The sequence below is a fragment of the Ensifer sp. 22460 genome, from assembly GCF_052044935.1.
In the GTDB taxonomy this organism is placed as follows: domain Bacteria; phylum Pseudomonadota; class Alphaproteobacteria; order Rhizobiales; family Rhizobiaceae; genus Ensifer.
The window spans coordinates 130,716-148,682 of record NZ_JBQENZ010000019.1 but is presented as its reverse complement, the minus strand read 5'-3'; the positions used below and the strand labels follow the sequence as shown (position 1 = coordinate 148,682).

The window sequence follows — 17,967 nt, the reverse complement described above, 5'->3', positions numbered from 1 at the left end:
TCGTTTCCTCGCGCAGTTTCCGCTGCGCCCCGAATGGGCTGAAGGGCAGCTCGACTACATTCTCGGCGATGCGGAGCAAAAGCCCGAACAAGGCGAGCTCGTCTACGCTGTGGTTGCGGCGCGCACCGGCACGCTCGTTGGCGCGTTCGCCTATTACGCCAAGGCGGGCGCGATCGGACGGGTGCTGCAGGTTTTGGCGCAGCCGGGCCAGGCCGGCCCGGTCATCGACTGTCTTGTCGATCATGCCGCCAAGCGTGGACTTCCGGGCCTACGGGGACGGACACAGCCGGCACTTATGGAAGCGATGCTCGGACGTCGGATTGCCTTCGTCCATGTTTACTCAACAGTACTCCACTCCCGTGACCCCGCGATCGTCCAAGCCTGTCGGGACGGACAAGGCTTCTTCAACGGCATTGCCGGAGAACACTGGTGCCGGCTGATCGCCGGGACCTTCGGTTAATCTTGCTCTGTGATCGGACGATTCATACGCTCCCTTTTTGCAGATAGCGATGATCGCCATGAAAGACACGTGCTGCGGGTGCCGAGTCCACGGCAACCCAACGTCACTGGCTTAATTCCATGAAGAGGTATAAATTGACCGGCCGGTCGTCGCCCCAGAGCCAACGACCGGGAATGACTGCATGGGAGACCGAGCGATCGATGACTGTCTCCCTCAAGAAGGCCCGCGGGGGAAGCCAATATCAGCGATACCTCCGCGTGAAAGTGAAAGCGTCAACTGGAAGATGGGCCGGAAACCGCGGCCGCCAGGGAGGGTTTCAATGCAGTGGGCAGTCAATGATCTCAATGGCCAATGGAATGCAACCGAGCTTGAAATGCTCCAGCGCACATTCGACCGGGTCTGCCTGTGGCAGAACATCCCTGCGAACAGTCTGCGTGCAGGGCGCCTGGTTCGGTATTTGACAGATCAGCTTCGCGGCGGCATCTGCGACGAGGGTACCTTGTTTGAAAACGCCATGTTGCTGGAGCGATCGCGTTCGGAGGCGACGTCCTTTCCCCGACGCGGCGCGCCGATGCGTGTGCTCAACTAGCTCCGCCCGATAGATAGATCCGCGAGACCTGCAAGGTTGATCCCTTTTGAGGGCAAAGCGTTTCCGCGGCCATCGGGACGCTACAGAAATGGCTGTTGTCGCGATCAACGGCGTGTCGACTTTCTCGGCTATGATCCGGCCGGCTGCGGTATCTCGATGGGCGGGAACAAATCCGGCGCCAGTCGATTGAATGGTCATGAAAAACATGACCCTGTCGACAGTACTGTTGATGCTGTTTCCCGCCGCTATGGCTCTGGCCCAACCGCTTCAGCCCGATGCGATCAACAACGCTTCGATCGCGCCCACTTCGTTGAAGCCGAAGACTGGAGCCTCGGACGAACCCGACCCCGCCATCGTTCGGCTTCAAGTTCTCCTGGATCGCGCGGGTGCATCGCCTGGCGTGATCGACGGCTACTACGGTGAGAACGTCCGCAAGGCGATTGCCGCCTTCGAAACCATGCAGGATCTGCCTGCAGACGGCAAACTGGACCCGGATGTCATTGAACGAATTTCGGACCGGACGCCGACGGTACAGCCCTATGTCATCTCCGAAGAGGACATCAAAGGGCTCGTCGCCACTATACCCAAAGACTACTCCGAACAGGCGAAAATGGATCAGCTCGGATATACGAGCGTCGCCGAGAAGCTGGCCGAGCGCTTTCACATGGACATCGATCTCTTCAAGGCGCTCAATGCGGCCTCGATGTTTTCGGTCGGCGATACCGTGTCCGTTATGGTCCCCGGAGCCCCAAGGCAGGGGACAGTCAAACGCATCGAAGTGCACCGACGCCTGGGCCAGGTCATGGCCTTTGCAGGCGACGGAACGGTGATCGCCGCCTACCCAGCCACGATCGGCAGCCGAGAGGCCCCGTCGCCTTCCGGCACGCATAAGGTCAAGGGGGTCGCTCGCACGCCTCCCTATGTCTACAATCCGAAGATCAATTTTCAGCAGGGCGACAACCGGAAGATACTGACCTTGCCCGGCGGTCCGAACGGCCCTGTCGGCAGCGTCTGGATCGACCTGTCGAAGCCGACCTACGGAATCCACGGCACGCCGGAACCATCAATGATCGACAAGTCCGGATCGCACGGATGCGTTCGCTTGACGAACTGGGATGCGGAAGAATTGGCAGGGATGGTCAAACCCGGCGTCATCGTTGAGTTTGTCGACTGAGCCTCGTCAACGCTGCGAAGGACTGAAACGACGTCGCGAATGAGAAAGTGAAGCCCCGCAAAACGAGCGGTCGAGCCGTGGTACTCCGAGCCTGTATCGAGCAATCAGCGTATGCGCGTCTGAACGCGCACGATGTTCATCTGAAGCTCATGACTCGTCGCGTATCTGCCCAGCACCTTGATCAGGCGCTGCTCTTCGGTCTTGTGAATGCCGGTGCGCCGGCAATAATCGGCGACATCCCAGATATGCCTGGCCTGGGGGTTGTCGACTGTTCGGATATCCGCGTGTTTCATCCTGCACCTCCCCTTGCGAGCGCATAACGTTGGCAGGCCGCTTTGGTTCCGCGCGAGCCGCTGAAAGCCAACGCGCGGACGGCAATTGTCGCCTTCAAGGGAACGTAGTTTCCGCCCGCTGGTTTGGGGCGCGAAATACCACCCAAAACAGGAGGCAGATGCGATGTTCAACAAGCTTCTAATTGCAGCCGTCATGGCCGCTTCTTTCACCGGCGCCGCCATGGCCCAGGCCGATATGACCTGCGATGAGGCCGGCATGACAAAGCTGGAAACGGACGTGGGCTCCATCACCGACGCCACCAAGAAGGACATGGCAACGAAGGAACTGGCCATGGCCAAGGAAGCAATGGCGGCGAAAGATACGGCAAAATGCAAGACCCACATGGAGAATGCCATGAAGGGCAAGGACGCCATGTGATTTCAGGTTGCGGCGGCTCGGGTGTTTCGCCACTTTCCGCGTGGCGTGACACCCAGGCCGGCGCCCAGTAAAAAAGCGGGGTCTTCGCGGGCTTTGACTTAATCGATCTTCTGCAGAATGCGGCGGGCGCGTTCGATGATCGGTGCATCGACCATCCGGTCGCCGACAAGGAAGGCACCCCTGCCATCGGCGGTCGCACCTGCCGCGGCATCGAGCACGGCGCGCGCCCAGGCGACCTTTTCTTCGCTGGGTGAGAATGCCGCATTCATGATCGGCACGGCCGAGGGATGAATACAGGTTACACCGTCGAAGCCATGGTGGCTTGCTTCGCGGGCAGCAGCCTCAAGGGCATCGCGCTGCTGATAGTCGGCAACGGTCGTCAGAGTGCCGAAGGACAGCTTGCCCTCGGCCTTCGCTGCGAAATGCACGAGCAACTTCGGCAGACGCAACACCTCGGGGAGTGGTTCGGCCCCCATGCTCGTGGCAATATCCTCTCCACCGGCCACGAGGCCCAATACGCGCTGGCAGGCGGCAATTGGTCTTGCGTCCAGCACCGCGCCGGCATCCTCCAACAGCGCGACGAAAACGAGCGGCTCGCGCCCGAGCTCACGTTCGATCGGTGCCAGATGTTCTGCAAGAACGCCCACCTGCTCGGGCGAACGGGCCTTGGCGATGAAAAGACCGAAAGTGCCTGCGCGGCAGGCGGCCTCGGCATCCGCCTTCTGCAGTCCCGGTTCGGCATTGATCCGCACGAAGGTCTTGGCGCCGCTTCGCCCGACCATGGGGACTGACTGCGCAAGTCCAGCACGTGCCGCCTGCTTTTCGCCGTCGGCGACGGAATCCTCGAGATCGAGGACGATGGCATCAGCGCCACGTTCATGCGCCTTGGCGATGAAGCGTTCGGACGAGGCAGGCACGTAGAGAAGAGATCGCAGTCTCATGCCGCCCTGCCTTTTAGAATGAGGTCGATTGCGCTTGCATCCAACCCTGCTTCGGTGAGGACCTCAGCCGTGTGTTCCCCAAGCGTTGGCGCCGGTCTCCGCCAGACACCCGGCGTCTCCGAAAGCCGTGGCACGATGTTGTGCATCGGCAGGCTACCGAACTCCGCGTCCTCCACGTCGACGATGATTTCACGCTCGGTAAAATGCGGGTCGGAAACGGCATCTGCGATGTTGTAGATCGGCCCAACCGTCGCGCCGGCGTCGCGCATGATCTTCAGCGCTTCGTCGTGGTCGTGCCGGGCAAACCAGCCGCCGACGGCCTCATCGACCAGATCCCGGTTCTTGACGCGCTCCGAATTCGTTGCAAAGCGCGGATCGTCGTTCATGTCGGCACGGCCGATGATCTCGAAGATCCGCCTTGCGACCTGGGGTGTCGAACCGGACAGCGCCACGTATTTACGGTCGCGGCACCGGTAGACGTTGCGCGGCGCGGCTGTGTTGGAGGCGCTGCCCACGCGCTCCTTGATCTTGCCAGTCGTCTGGTATATCGCGGCTTCAGGTCCGAGCACCGAGAACATCGGCTCCAGCAGCGAGAGGTCGATCACCTGCCCCTTTGCGTAGCCGCGATCACGCGCGAGCAGCGCCGTCACGGTGGCCGAACTTCCGTAGACACCGGCGATCATGTCGGCGAGCGCCAGCGGCGGCAGCACCGGTTCGCGATCGGGAAAGCCGGTTCGGTAGGCAAATCCGCTCATGCCTTCGACGATCGTGCCGAAGCCAGGGAACTGCGCATAGGGGCCGGTCTGTCCAAAACCAGAGATCCGCACGATGATCAGGTTGGGGTTGCGGGCATGCAGCGCTTCCGGCGAAAGGCCCATGCGCTCCAGCGTCCCCGGCCGAAAATTCTCGATGAAGACGTCCGCCGTTTCGATCAGCGCCCAGAGCGCCGCCATGGCCGCCTCCTGCCGAAGGTTGAGCACGACGGAGCGCTTGTTGCGGCTATAGGTCTTCCAGTAGAGCGAGTGGCCGTCGTCCTTCCAGTCCCGCAGCGGATCGCCGGCCGGCGCCTCGATCTTGATGACGTCTGCACCGGCATCGGCAAGCTGCAGCGACAACATGTTGCCGGCGACGAGGCGTGAGAGATCCAGAACCCTTGTGCCGACAAGCGGCCCCGTGGCAGCGGGATCGAACTGTCGCTTGGCAAACCCGCTCATCGAATGCGCTCCCCGGTTTCCTTGTCGAAGAGCAGAACCTTGTCGACGTCGATCGTAAGCGTCACATCCTGGCCGGCCGAAAGCAGCTTGCCGCCATGGACGACGACGGAAATATCCTGGCCGCCCATATCGACGACGATTTCCTGATCTTCGCCGGTCGGTTCGACCAGGCTGATGCGGCCCGGCACACCCGTTGTTCCAAGCGTGATATGTTGCGGGCGGATGCCGCAGACGACGCGCGTACCCGGCTGCACCTGTCTTCCAAGCGGCAAGGAGACCCCGCCGCGGGTCAATGCCGTTTCGCCGTCAGCGATCGCCTCGATGAGGTTGATCTCCGGCGAACCGATGAAGCCGGCAACGAAGAGATTGGCGGGATCGTTGTAGAGTTCGAGCGGCGCGCCCGCCTGCTCGATCTTTCCGCCGTTCATCACCACAATCTTGTCGGCCATGGTCATGGCCTCGGTCTGGTCGTGGGTGACGTAGACCATCGTCCGGCGCAGCCGCTGGTGCAGCTTCTTGATCTCGCCGCGCATCTTCACGCGCAGCTTGGCGTCGAGGTTCGAGAGCGGTTCGTCGAAGAGGAAGGCGCGCGGGTCGCGCACGATGGCGCGGCCCATGGCGACACGCTGGCGCTGGCCGCCGGAGAGTTCCCGCGGCAAGCGGTCGAGCAACTTTTCCAAGCCGAGGATTTCGGCGGCCTCAGTCACGCGCTTGTGGATCTCCGCCTTCGGCGCGCCGGCAAGCTTCAGCGCGAAGCTCATGTTTTCCGCGACCTTCATGTGCGGATAGAGCGCGTAGGACTGGAAGACCATGGCGATGTCACGCTCCTTCGCCGGCATGTCGTTGACGATCTTGCCACCTATGGTGATCTCGCCGGCTGAAATATCCTCCAGCCCGGCGATCATGCGCAACAGCGTAGACTTGCCGCAGCCCGAAGGACCAACGAGGACGACGAATTCGCCATCGCCCATCTCCAGCGAGATGTCGTTGAGCACGGCGACACTGCCATAGCTCTTGCCGACACTTCTGAGCTCTATCTCGGACATGTTTCCTCCCTTCCTTTCCTCGTCGCGCGACTAGCGCTCGGATACCTCGACCCGGCCGATCGACATGCGTCCAGCCGAGGCCATGCGTAGACCCGCCATGCCGTAGCGGAGCGTCGCATCGTCCGCTTGGAGCACTCGCTCGCCATCGACGGAAAGGGTCAGCTCGCCACCTTCGACCGTGAGATCGACCGCGTAGCTTCGGCCGTATTCGATACGGAACGGGCTGCGGGCGAGGATCGTGGTGCCGTGATTTTCCAGAAGGATCACGGCCTCGCCATTCTCAAAACCGGCGGCATAGAAACGGCTTGTTCCTTGAGCGCGTGCCACCACCAGATGCGAGGCACCGGAGAGCGGCTGCAGCTCCGCTATGACACTGACGTCCCGCAGGTAGGCATTGCCGGTCCAGGCGTCCGCATCGGTGGCCGTATGCGCATGGATGCGGCCCTGCTGCAGACTCCAGTGCCCGCGGTTCCAAGTGAAGCGGGTGATGCCGCCCCATTCGTGCACTTCTTTCGCCGGGTCGATCACGGCGCGACCCTTGCCGGACACGGTGAAGTCCGCCAGGAACAGCCGGCCGAGGAACTTCAAACGACCGAAATACTCGACCAGGATACCGATCTCATCGACCGCCTCGCCATTGCCATCAGGGATGGTGAATTCGTAGTCCTGCCAGCCGCTGGCCGAGGGCACGTGCCAGGCGCCTGTTTCCTGGATGGTGTCGGTCATGGCGCGACGGACGTAGGGCGCTACGCGCAGGTTGCCGTCGCCATTCCACGGGTCGAGCCAGAGCTTGAACTTCACCGTCTGGCCGTCATCGGCAAGCGGCGTGAACATCGGACGGTAGCGCTCGTCGTCGAAGTCGGAGCGGCGATAGAAGGGCTTCCAGAATATCCGCCCACCCTGCCCGCGTTCCAGCCGGTCGAGCAGGATTTCCAGCGATCCCTTGGCATTCTCGGTATGGCGCTCCGCCGATGCCTTGACGGAGATCTGGTTGAACGGCTCCGTGCGGAAGCCATGGGTCGCGCCGGGAGCGTCGAAATCGAAGCGCACGCCGCGACGTTCGAAATCTTCGACCCAGAGCGCCGGGGCCTCTCGCCCCTGCAGGCGGAGCGCGAGCACGGTCAGCTCGCGGGCAAAAGAGGGAATATCAACGACGTTGATCGTGCCGGTAACGCCCGAGGCTACGACGAAATCGTTGATCGGCTTGCGGTATTTGTCCCAGCCCGGCTGAACCTGCTGCAGGGTGCCGACGATCGCGCCGGCGTTGCCGGCGTTGCAGTCCGTATCCCAGCCGGCCATCGTCGCGATCTCGACCGTGCGCGGCAGGTCGCCCTGACCATAGATCAGCGCCATGACGAGAACGCCGGCGTTCGGAATGATGTGGCAGACGCCGGGATAGCGGTCATAGCCCCATTCCGCAGTCAGCATGTCGCGGCAGGCGCGCCAGTCATTCGGGTTGCTGTCGTGGAAACGAAGCACCGCGCGAGAGACCCTGGCGTAGATGGAATTGGCCGGGATCGTCGCGAGGCCCGTCTCGATGACTTCCTCGATGCTTTTTGCAACGAAGGCCTGGGCGATCGCCGCGGCGCAGAAACGCGCGCCGTTCAATCCCTCGCCGTCGTGGGCGACACTCGCGGCACGCGCGGACGCTTCGGCCGCCGTCTTAGGATCGGCCGGATGCACCCAGCCCCAGCTGTCGATGAAGATCTGGCCGCCGATCTGCTCGGCAACCGTGGTGCCGTTCTGGGCGATCGAGCCGGACTGCGGCGCCGGGATACCGGCCCGAAGGTTCTGGTAGGCGGTATGCTCGGTCGAATTGCCGAAGCCGCCCCACCAGTACATGCCATGTTCCTCGGCCGCATAGTTCAGCCAGGTCTTGCCGACCTCTTCGGCGGTTGCGCCGAGGCCGTAGTCGCGCAGCGCCCGGATGAAATAGACCGGGCCGTTGGTGTCGTCGTCCGCTGCGAAATTCTTGAAGTCGCGCAGATATTCCGTCACCTCGCCATAGGTGTCCCGGATGCGTTCATAGCTCCAGATGGTCGGTTCGACAGGCGCGCCGAGGCGCACGCCGATCGCCTTGCCGATGAAGCCGGAATAGATGCGCTCGAAGATTTCTGTGGTGCTGAGCATCGGATACTTTCAAAGACTAGAGACTGGAAACCTGGGTGAGCTCGCGGGCGGCAATGAGCCCTGCGCGTGCCTGCGCCCGCGCCGTTTCGCGTTTGTGATCGGCCGCCTGGATCACGGTCACCGCATCGGTAAAAAGGTCGGCGGAGCGGAAGAGATCGAGCCTGTTGACGCGGTCGAGTTGGGAGGCCATCGCCGGGTCGATGATCGTTTCGCCGTGCATCGCGCCGAGGATCGCACCGGCCATGACGCCGATCGAATCTGTGTCGCGGCCGGAATTGATGCCGTCGATGATCGTCTTGTAGAAATCCCCGTCATTGACGACGGCAAAGCCGAGCGCCAGCGGCAATTCCTCGATTGCGTGGAGGCGTGACGGCTGGTAGGCGTCGGTGGCAATGCCGGCCTTCTGCGGCGTATGCTGGACGTTGTCGCCCATCGGCGAATAGCGGGCGATGATACGGTGGAACTCGCCGACGACCGTCTGATGGTCCGCGCCCCTCAGTGCGCGCGCAGCTTCCACGATATCGGCAATCGCATTGCGCGTACCGTCTTTGGCAACGGCAAGGGCTTCTTCGATGACGGCGTCAAGCGTGGTGCCCGGCACGAAAGCGGCGGCAACGGCTGCCGAAAGCACGCCGGCAGCCTCGAGGCCGAAACTCTGCTGGTGGCCGGAGGCAAAGGCGATCGCCTCGTCATAGGCTGCCTTTGGATCGCAGGCGTTCGCCACGCCGATCGGCGCGATGTACATGGCCGCGCCGCAGTTCACCATGTTGCCGATCCCGCCCTGTCGCGGATCGCAGCCGGAAAGCTGATGGCGCTGGAAGATCCATTTTTCCGGATAGAACAGACGCTCGATCAGCATCGTCTCGCGCTGCAGCTCCGGCACCCAGCGCGGCGTCCAGGCGATCTCCCGCACCATGCCGGAGGCCATATCCCAGGCATCGAGGTGACGCTTGACGTCGTCGTAGATCGACATGACGCAGAGCGTCATCAGCGTGTCGTCGGTAACGATGCCGCCACCGCGGACACGGCCGTTGCGGGCCGCTTCGCTCTGCTTCATCCGGTGCCACTCGGTGTCGAGCGACGTCACCCGGCCATAGCGCTCGCGAATTTCGGCGGCAGAGAGTTTTTCGACCGGCGCCCCGATGGCGTCGCCGTAAGCGACGCCAAAAAGAAGCGCCCGGACCCTTCCCTTGAGGGAGAGCCCTGCAGCATCATTTGTCATTGAGAACCGTCCTTGCATATTCGGTCATTTTCTCGCCGCCGGCAGCGTTCCATTCGGAAACGAACTGGTCCCATTGGTCCATCTTGGCTTCACCAGAGACGAATTTGTACACCCAGGCCCGGTAGACGTTTTCGGTCGCATCGATGTCGGTGGCGTATTCGGCAGGCCAGACGAAGGCATTGTCCGGCTTGAAGTCGGCTGAAATCGTCTTCAGCGATTGCTGCGCGGCCTCGCTCAGCCATTGCACCGGTGGCTGCCAGTTGGCGGCGACGAGGAAGCGGGCATACCAGGTGGCGATCTTGTCGGTCGGTTTGATGGTCTCGCCGTCCTTGGTGTACTGCTCGCCTTCAAACCCAAGGCGTTCGATCGCCTGGCCCTCGGGGCTGGCGATGAAATCGAGCAGCTTGACCACCTCTTCCTTGTGCTGCGAAGTCGTCGCGATGGCGAGGCCGCGGGATTCCTTGGAAACGTCAAGTGCCATCAAGCCCTGGCCGGCCGGCCCCTTCGGCGGCGAAAGCAGGCTCAGCGTCACGTCAGGATGCGCCTGGCGCATCTTGCCGCCATAGATGTCGATGACCTCTGCGGAAGAGCCGAAGATCACGCCGGCCCGGCCGGAATAGAACTTGTCTTCCTTCACGTCCCACTTGGTGGTGATGAACTCCGGGTCATAGAGGCCCTGCTCGCGAAGCGAGGCATAGAAGGCGATCTTCGCCTTTTCCGCTGCCGAGACGCGGGCATGGATCCATTCGCCCGCATCGTTCTTCAGCCAAGTGCCGGTGACGCCGAAGGCCTGGTTGAAGATCGCATCGAGCTCCTGGGTGTTGTCGGCAGTGGTGACGCCATAGCTGTCGGCCTTGCCGTTGCCGTCGAGATCGCCGTCCTTGATCGCCTTAAAGAGGGTGACGTAATCGTCTGTCGTCTTCGGCGCCGCGACGCCCGACTTCTCGAGCCAATCCGTGCGAATGACCGGCTGCGGTATGCGCGGCGGATAGACATAGAGCAGATAGGGATAGTTCTTCAGCCGCTCGACATTGTGCGGAAAAAGCGCGTCCTTGAGATGGGTCGTCTTCGGCAGCCAGTTGTTCCAGTCTTCGAGCACGCCCTGTTCGGCCATCTTGGCGTCGCCGCCCTGGAAATAGATGAGATCCGGGATATCACCTGACAGAAGCATGGCGCTCAGCTTGTCGGCGTAACCCGAGGACGGCAGGTCGATGACCTGAATATGGATGTCGGTGCCCTTCGCCTTTAGCGCCTCCTCGTAGGCCTTCATGAGCTTGACGTCGTCAGGATTGCTCGTCGTGAGGTCCTTCGAGACGACGCGGATCGTTACTGGGTCGGCGAAGGCGGGCATCGCGACGCTCGCCATCAGTGCCACGGCGGTCGTTGCGCCAAGGATCAGTCTTCCAAGCATGTTTGTTCCTCCCAATATGCTTTGGCCATTTATGTTCGGTTCGACATCGTCAGCCCTTCAGCGCACCGCTCATGGTGCCCTTGGTGAAGAACTTCAGGATGAGCGGGTAGATCGCGAGGATCGGCGCGATGGTGAGCAGGATCATGCCGGCCTTCAGCGCACGGATGTTGATTTGGCTCGCACCCGTGTAAGTGTTGCTTTCGACCACCCCGACCATGGCGAGCTTGTCGCCCTCGACCACGAACTGGCGCAGGACGACCTGCAGCGGCCACTTCGACTGGTCGTTGAGGTAGATCATCGCCCGGAAGAACTCGTTCCAGTGGAAGACGAAATAAAAGAGCGCGATGGTTGCGAGCGCCGATTTGGCGAGCGGCAGCGCCACGTACCAGAAGATCTGGAACGGATTGGCGCCGTCGAGCTCGGAGGCCTCGATCAGTTCCTTCGGCACCTCCTCGAAGAAGCGCACCAGGATGATCAGGTACCAGGCGTTGACCACCTTGAAGAGGATCAGCGACCAATAACTGTCGAGCAGGCCGAGGCGTTTGTTGATGAAGTAGTCCGGGATGATGCCGGGCTCGAAGACGATCGTGACCAGCACGAAGACGAAGATGATGCGCCGGCCGGGCAGACCGGGACGCGAAAGCGCCCAGGCCATCAGCGCCGTCAGCACGACACCAAGAACCGTGCTGACGAGCGTGATGAAGATCGAGTTGAGGAGGCCCCGCTGAACGGCGGAATTGTTGATCAGCAGATCCCAGACCTCGGTCGAAAACCCATTGGGGATGACCGTCAAGCCACTCATCCCTGCGACCTTGCCCGGGTCGGAGAACGAAATGGCGAGCAGGTTGAGGAGCGGCTGGACCGTCAGGACGACAAGGAACAAGAGCGTCGAAACGATGATCGCATATTCGAGCCGCTCAAGCGGTGTTCTGCGGACGTTGTGGGCGGCCATCACCATACCCCCTTGCCGGTAAGACGTTTGGAAAGAAGGTGCGCTGCGACGATCATCAGCATGCCGAGCACGGCCTTGAAGAGGCCGGCCGCTGTCGCCAGCGAGTATTCGCCGGTCTGCAGGCCGATGCGGTAGACATAGGTGTCGATGATATCGATCTTGCTGCGCACGACGTCGTTGGAGAAGTTGATCACCTGGTTGAGGTCGGCGTTCAGGAACATGCCGGCGTTCAGGATGAAGAGCGTCGCGATCGTCGGCACGATGCCGGGAATGGTAACGTAGCGGATCTTTTGCCAGCGGTTCGCCCCATCGATCTCGGCCGCGTCGTAGAGCTCCTGGTCGATGGCGATGATGGCAGCGAGATAGAGCAAGCTATCCCAGCCGGCCGACCGCCAAATCTCCGAGAAGACCAGCACCCAGCGGATCGAGCCGGTGTCGGTCATGAAGGAGACCGGCTGCATGCCGAAGAAACCAATGATGTCATTGACCGCGCCGTCGCTCGGCGAGAGCACTGCGATGAACACGCCGGCGATGACCACCCAGGAGAGGAAGTGCGGCAGGTAGATTGCCGACTGGATGAATTTACGGAAGGCGCCTCCCCGGATCTCGTTGAGCAAGAGCGCGGTGATGATCGGGACCGGGAAGAAGAAGACAATCTTCATCGTTGACAGGATCAGCGTGTTCGCCAGCACCTGCCAGAAGATCGGAGACGAGAACAGCGTCTGGAAATGCTTGATACCGACCCAGATGTTCGGCGGGATGATACGCAGCTGCTCGAAAGCGATCTTGGCTTCCCAGATCGGAAAATAGTGAAAGATCACGAAGAAGATCAGGCCAGGAGCCATCATCAGGTAATAGGGCCACCATTGCCGAACGCTTTTGGCGAAGCTCCGGCGGCGAGCTTTGGGAACGTTCCCATTTCGTGGCATAGTCGCGTTCATTGCAAGTTCGTTGCTTACCGCCATTGCTTACCTCCCTGCCGCAACACGCACGGGTGCCGAGGCTGAAACGTCGGCAAGCGAGCCGCGCTCCACCAATCGGCACGGCAGATAAATCCGCTCGCGCTGGCGCCCACCAGCAATCTGATCGATCAGGCATTCGACCGCACGAATGCCGATCTGCCGGCCGGGCTTTTCGATGGTCGTCAGGCCCGGCCAGGAAAAGGCCCCTGCCGGAATGCCATCGAAGCCCAGGATCGAGATGTCCTCAGGGCATCTCAGCCCCGCCTCGCGAACGGCTATCATGGCCCCAAGCGCCATCAGGTCGTTGGCGACGAACACGGCGCGGTTTCCTCTCCACTGCTTCGCAAGCAGGCGGGCCATCGCGCTGCGACCGCCCTCGACCGTATAGTCGGACTCTTCGACCATCAGGACTTCGGGATCGACATCGCGGGCGATGCAGTGCTCGTGGACCGAGCGCAGGAAGCGGGCGCGCGCGAGACGAGACCTCGGCCCGAGCATCAAGGCCGGCGCCGGGTGTCCGCGCTCGACAAGAATATCCATGCCGAGCCGCACCGCCTGAGCGATGTCGGATCCGACGCTCAACGTATCGGGGAAGCGCTCGGCGCTGGAGCCGATGAAGACGAAAGGCATGCCAAAACGGTCGAGGTCGTCGAAATTATCCGCAACGGGATTGATGATCGCCCCGTCAACACGCGCCCTGCGCAGGGCGCGCAGGTGGGTCGCCTCCTTGTGCGCATCCCAATCCGACGAGAAGATCAGAAGCGATATGTCATCCTTCGCCGCCCGATCCTGCGCTCCGCGGGCAACTTCGGCCCAGAACGGGTTGGTGATATCAGGAATGACGATGCCGAGCAGGCCGCTGCGACCCGAACGCATTCCGACGGCAAGCTGATTGGGCTCGTAACCGGTGGCAGCAACCGCCTTCAATACGCGGTCGCGCGCTTCCTCGGAAATGTTGGCGGAGCCGCCGAGAACACGCGCGACGGTGCTCTTCGAAACGCCTGCGCGTTTGGCAACGTCGATAATGGTCGCCCTTCGACCCGTCGTGTTGTTCATGAAGCTTCCTCCCAAAGCTCAAGCAATGCCTCTCAAGGCATCACCTGATCTCTGTGGGAACGTTACCATGACGAAAGATACTTTAGCAATATGCAGGAGAAAATATCCCGATCTTTGCTGCTAGGCCGCCAACGACCGTGCGGGAATGTCGATCCTGGCTCGAAATTGCCCTTCGTCCCTTCGCGCACTGTCAAAGCGGAAGTCGCGGCTGTGCCTTTGCAGTCTCTGATTGGGAATGCTCGATGCCCTTGATGTCCTGGCGGCGTCTTACGAACCATCGGCGAGATGTGGCGTGCTTTCGATCAGACATAGACGGGAGGCAAATCCCCTACGCCGCCGAACGCTAGGCTCGGCGGCGTCTCATGAGCGGCACGACAGCCTAGGCGGCCAGGTGCTCGAACAGCCGGGCGACGGCCTCGGCACCGGGGTCGACATGGCCCTCAAGCTGCTTTGCGTTGATATAGGCCGCGCGACCGGCCTTGGCACGCGTCAAGGTGGAGGTGAAGTTCGCCCCCGTTCGTGCCGCAGCCGCTGCCGCGACCACGCTGTCGCCGAGCGCATCGAGCGCGGGAGACAGAGCATCGATCATCGTTCGGTCGCCGATCTTGGCGCCGCCGATCTCCTGCATGCGCGCAAGCCCGGTTCGAAGCGCCTCGCGCATCGGTAGACCGCTTGATGCTCCGTCGCCGGCGGCTGCGAAGAAAATGGCAAGCAGGACGCCGGAGGAACCGCCCATAGTCTGGCTTAGCTCCTGGCCGATCGCACGCAAAAGCTGGGTGTGATCGGATAATGGCAGCCGATCGATCGCGTTGATCAGGGCGCGAGCGGCTCCCGCCAGCGTCGAGCCCGTATCGCCATCGCCGGACTTCGCGTCAAGCGCATTGAGATCCTGCTCGGCGGCGATCAACACCTTGCAGCAGTCGATCAGGAATGCACGCGTTGCCCCATGGTCGGATGCCATCGGCGTGATCGGAGTCAAGCCATCCGGCAACGCGCTGACGGCGATCGGTCGGACCTCCGAGACACCCGGCCAGGCGGCGATCGCCACTGGTGCCTTCAAGAGCTCAAGTTCCGCCTGGTCTGCGGCAAAAACCGAGACCGAGAAGCCTTGCATGTCGAGCGATGTCATCAGCGGCGCTGGACCAATCGTGTGAGTGATCCTTTTGCCGAGAGGCAAATTGATGAGGTCGTGGGCGAGCACCGACATTTCGAGAACCGAGGTGCCGCCCAGATTGTTGATCAGCGCGACATGGGCGCCTTCCCCCATGACGGCTGCTAGACGCTCAGCCATGGTCGCCACCGCCGAGCGGGCGCCCGCAAAATCGATCTGTTCGACACCGGCCTCACCATGGATGCCGAGGCCGAGCTCCGCCTTGCCCAAAGGTATCCGCGCTTCCTTTGGCGAACCCGGTACCCGGCAGGTGTCCAGCGACATGCCGATGCTGCGCGTGCCCGCGATCACCCGTTTGGCCGCCGCCGTTACCGTCTCGAGGTCCGCCCCGCGTTCGGCGAGCGCGCCGGCGATCTTGTGCACGAACAGAGTGCCGGCAACGCCGCGCGCCTGCGGCAGGTCGGGTAGAGCGATGTCGTCGCCGACGATCACCATGCTGACCTTCAGCCCGAAGGCGCGGGCGCGCTCTGCCGCAAGACCGAAATTCAGCCGATCGCCGGTATAGTTCTTGACGACGAGCAGGCATCCGGCCGGACCGGTCACGGCGAGAATACCGGCAAGAACCGCGTCGACGCTCGGCGAAGCAAAGACATCGCCACAGACCGCAGCCGTCAGCATTCCCCGTCCGACGAAGCCGACATGAGCGGGCTCATGGCCCGAGCCGCCGCCTGAGACGACCGCGACCTTCGATTTGTCCCAGTCGCTGCGCAACACGACCCGGATGTGCGGATAGCCGTCAAGGCGGGTCAGCGCGCCGCCGGACAGGGCCAGAACACCGTCGATCGCTTCTGTCACGACATCTTCCCGCTTATTGATGAATTGCGCCATATCGAGCTCCTTAAGCCAAACGCATGCCTGCCGCATCGAAGTAGAGCGGCTTTAAAGGTTGAATCTTGATTGTTTCACCGCCACGGAGCGGCGTGTGGGCGTCCGTGACGGTGATGAGATCGTGTTTCCTGAAGGTCAGATGCAGACGCGTCTGGTCGCCCAAGTGCTCGACGCGCTTGACCAGAGCATCCTCCCCCGCACCCTGCTGGATGTGCTCCGGTCTTAGCCCGATGCTTGCCGCGCCTAAGGGGGCGCCGGCAAAAATGTCGGCCGGAAGCACATTGATCCGTGGCTGTCCCAGCCGCGTCGCCGCATAGACGCTGACGGGCTGCTCATACACCTCGCGCGGCGAGCCGAACTGAACGAGCTTGCCCTCATTCAGCACCCCGACATGGGTCGCCATCGTCATCGCCTCGATCTGGTCGTGAGTGACGTAGAGCAGCGTTGCGCCCGACCTTGCCTGGATGCGCTTGAGCTCGATGCGAAGATCGGCCCTGAGCTTGGCGTCGAGCGAACTCAACGGCTCGTCCATGAGGAATATCTGCGGGTCTCGGACAAGAGCACGACCGATGGAAACGCGCTGCATCTCTCCACCTGACAATGCCGTTGCCTTGTTGTCGAGCTTGTGCGTGATCTGGAGAACCTCGGCAACCTCCCTCACCTTCCGGTCGATCTCTTCCCTTGGCGTCTTCAGCAGCGGAGATTTCAGCGGGAACTCCAGATTCTGACGAACCGTGAGGTGTGGGTAGAGCGAGTATTGTTGAAAGACCATGGCTACGTTGCGTTCGGCAGGCGCCAGCCCTTTCACTGGTTCTCCGTCGATATAGACCTCGCCGCGATCGGGGGTGTCCAAGCCGGAGACCATTCTCAGTGTCGTCGTCTTTCCAGCACCGGTCGGCCCGAGCAGCACGACGAAAGAACCGTCCGGAACCGTCAGTGAGACATTATCGAGAGCAACCGTACCAGCAAACGTCTTCGTCACGTTTTCCAAGACGACTTCAGCCATGTCTCAGCACTCCTTGATTGCCGTCGGATAACAGCACCTTGCCGGATTCCGCATCGAAAACCGAAAGCGTTCTCGCATCGAATTCGAGGCCGATCTGCTCGCCTTCCTGAACCCGGTGGCCCGATGAAATGCGTGCCTTCAGGTGGCCGTGGCTCGTTGCGAGCGTCACGATCTGGGTGGTCCCGAGATATTCGACAGCGCTCACGCGGCCCCGATAGGCGCCGTCACTGACAAATTTCACATGTTCCGGCCGGACGCCAAGCGTCAGCCTTCCGGCGCGTCCTTCCCGCGAGGTCGGCACCTTGACCTCTATGCCGCCGAGATCGATAGCGCCGCCGCCCACGCCGATCATCCCCTCGAATTCCAGGAAGTTCATCGGCGGAGAACCAATGAACTGGGCTACGAATTTCGTCGCGGGCCAGTCGTAGATCTGCTGCGGCTTACCGAACTGTTCGACGACCCCATGGTTCATGACGACGATCTTGTCGCCCATTTGCATCGCTTCGAGTTGGTCATGGGTCACATAGACGGTGGTCGCACCCATGCGGTCGTGCAGTGCCCGCAGTTCCTCGGCCATGTGCTCACGGAACTCGGCATCGAGTGCGCCGAGGGGTTCGTCCATGAAGAAGGCCTTGGGGCGACGCACGATGGCGCGCCCGAGCGCGACGCGCTGGCGGTCGCCGCCCGAAAGGCCGCCGACGGGCTTGTCGAGAATGTTCTCGATCTTGAGAATGCGGGCGACTTCGGCGACGCGTGACCTGACTTCCTCGCCGCGCAAGCCCTGGCTGACCAGCGGATAGGAGATGTTCTTGCGCACATTCATATGCGGATAGAGCGCAAACATCTGGAAGACGAAGGCGATGTCGCGCTTGCTGGCCGGCTTCATCCCGACCTCTTCACCATCAATGAAGATCTCGCCGCTCGTCGGCAGTTCCAGGCCTGCCATCATGCGCAAGGTCGTCGTCTTGCCGCAGCCGGAGGGCCCGAGCAGCATGAAAAACTCGCCATCCTCAATGGTGAAGCTCGAGGAGCGCACCGCGGTGAAGGCGCCGAACTCCTTGCGCACATTCTGAATTCTGATCTGCGCCATCGGC

The 17,967-nt window shown here is 61.9% G+C and carries 16 protein-coding genes and 1 pseudogene; 4 read left to right on the top strand and 13 right to left on the bottom strand.

All coding sequences use genetic code 11. The features are described 5' to 3' along the window. From ACTJKM_RS22900 to ACTJKM_RS22890, 3 genes and pseudogenes are all read left to right on the top strand, one after another. Positions 1-460 (top strand): annotated as a pseudogene (locus ACTJKM_RS22900) (hypothetical protein); the annotation flags it as partial. Positions 461-779: 319 nt separating this feature from the next. Then, entirely contained in the window at positions 780-1,049 is a 270-nt protein-coding gene (locus tag ACTJKM_RS22895) for a hypothetical protein (RefSeq protein ID WP_057249283.1), read from the top strand. Between the two features lie 190 nt (positions 1,050-1,239). Beyond that, positions 1,240-2,223 (top strand): L,D-transpeptidase family protein, encoded by a 984-nt coding sequence (locus tag ACTJKM_RS22890; RefSeq protein WP_440660991.1) that lies wholly within the window; start codon positions 1,240-1,242, stop codon positions 2,221-2,223. A gap of 104 nt (positions 2,224-2,327) precedes the next feature. Here the strand turns inward: ACTJKM_RS22890 and ACTJKM_RS22885 are convergent, their stop codons facing one another. Next, positions 2,328-2,516 carry a hypothetical protein gene (locus ACTJKM_RS22885; protein WP_057249285.1) on the bottom strand — a complete coding sequence of 63 codons (189 nt, stop codon included), beginning with the start codon at positions 2,514-2,516 and terminating at the stop codon, positions 2,328-2,330. Positions 2,517-2,679: 163 nt separating this feature from the next. On the opposite strand from ACTJKM_RS22885, the gene ACTJKM_RS22880 reads away from it, so the two are divergent. Beyond that, on the top strand, positions 2,680-2,934 hold the full coding sequence (locus tag ACTJKM_RS22880) for a hypothetical protein (protein ID WP_058327511.1): 255 nt from the start codon (positions 2,680-2,682) through the stop codon (positions 2,932-2,934). Between the two features lie 98 nt (positions 2,935-3,032). Here the strand turns inward: ACTJKM_RS22880 and ACTJKM_RS22875 are convergent, their stop codons facing one another. The 12 genes from ACTJKM_RS22875 to ACTJKM_RS22820 all read right to left on the bottom strand — a co-directional run bounded on the left by ACTJKM_RS22875 (position 3,033) and on the right by ACTJKM_RS22820 (position 17,963). Beyond that, complete coding sequence (locus ACTJKM_RS22875) at positions 3,033-3,875, bottom strand: HpcH/HpaI aldolase/citrate lyase family protein (RefSeq protein WP_440660989.1); 843 nt, start codon at positions 3,873-3,875, stop codon at positions 3,033-3,035. Then, positions 3,872-5,089, bottom strand: coding sequence for a CaiB/BaiF CoA transferase family protein (locus ACTJKM_RS22870; RefSeq protein ID WP_440660988.1), 1,218 nt, complete (start codon positions 5,087-5,089; stop codon positions 3,872-3,874). The genes ACTJKM_RS22875 and ACTJKM_RS22870 overlap by 4 nt, the downstream gene beginning before the upstream one ends. Continuing rightward, complete coding sequence (locus ACTJKM_RS22865; RefSeq protein ID WP_058327514.1) at positions 5,086-6,135, bottom strand: ABC transporter ATP-binding protein; 1,050 nt, start codon at positions 6,133-6,135, stop codon at positions 5,086-5,088. The genes ACTJKM_RS22870 and ACTJKM_RS22865 overlap by 4 nt, the downstream gene beginning before the upstream one ends. Before the next feature lie 30 nt (positions 6,136-6,165). Continuing rightward, positions 6,166-8,265, bottom strand: coding sequence for an ADP-ribosylglycohydrolase family protein (locus ACTJKM_RS22860; RefSeq protein WP_440660986.1), 2,100 nt, complete (start codon positions 8,263-8,265; stop codon positions 6,166-6,168). Between the two features lie 16 nt (positions 8,266-8,281). Further along, positions 8,282-9,487, bottom strand: a complete 1,206-nt coding sequence (locus ACTJKM_RS22855; protein WP_058327516.1) for an ADP-ribosylglycohydrolase family protein — start codon at positions 9,485-9,487, stop codon at positions 8,282-8,284. Beyond that, positions 9,477-10,898 (bottom strand): extracellular solute-binding protein, encoded by a 1,422-nt coding sequence (locus ACTJKM_RS22850; protein WP_440660984.1) that lies wholly within the window; start codon positions 10,896-10,898, stop codon positions 9,477-9,479. The genes ACTJKM_RS22855 and ACTJKM_RS22850 overlap by 11 nt, the downstream gene beginning before the upstream one ends. 49 nt (positions 10,899-10,947) lie before the next feature. Beyond that, complete coding sequence (locus tag ACTJKM_RS22845) at positions 10,948-11,850, bottom strand: carbohydrate ABC transporter permease (RefSeq protein ID WP_057249398.1); 903 nt, start codon at positions 11,848-11,850, stop codon at positions 10,948-10,950. After that, entirely contained in the window at positions 11,850-12,815 is a 966-nt protein-coding gene (locus ACTJKM_RS22840) for an ABC transporter permease (RefSeq protein WP_082663532.1), read from the bottom strand. Before ACTJKM_RS22840 ends, ACTJKM_RS22845 begins: the two co-directional genes overlap by 1 nt. Before the next feature lie 3 nt (positions 12,816-12,818). Beyond that, positions 12,819-13,868, bottom strand: a complete 1,050-nt coding sequence (locus ACTJKM_RS22835; protein WP_058327517.1) for a LacI family DNA-binding transcriptional regulator — start codon at positions 13,866-13,868, stop codon at positions 12,819-12,821. A 379-nt stretch (positions 13,869-14,247) separates the two neighbouring features. Next, a complete protein-coding gene (locus ACTJKM_RS22830; RefSeq protein WP_058327518.1) occupies positions 14,248-15,867 on the bottom strand; it encodes a dihydroxyacetone kinase subunit DhaK in 1,620 nt (539 codons plus the stop codon). A gap of 10 nt (positions 15,868-15,877) precedes the next feature. Continuing rightward, positions 15,878-16,873: an ABC transporter ATP-binding protein gene (locus ACTJKM_RS22825; protein ID WP_058327519.1), complete on the bottom strand. Its 996-nt coding sequence runs from the start codon at positions 16,871-16,873 to the stop codon at positions 15,878-15,880. Continuing rightward, the gene (locus ACTJKM_RS22820; RefSeq protein ID WP_440660982.1) at positions 16,866-17,963 is read right to left on the bottom strand and encodes an ABC transporter ATP-binding protein; all 1,098 of its coding nucleotides are present in this window, start codon (positions 17,961-17,963) and stop codon (positions 16,866-16,868) included. Before ACTJKM_RS22820 ends, ACTJKM_RS22825 begins: the two co-directional genes overlap by 8 nt. Between the last annotated feature and the right edge of the window lie 4 nt (positions 17,964-17,967).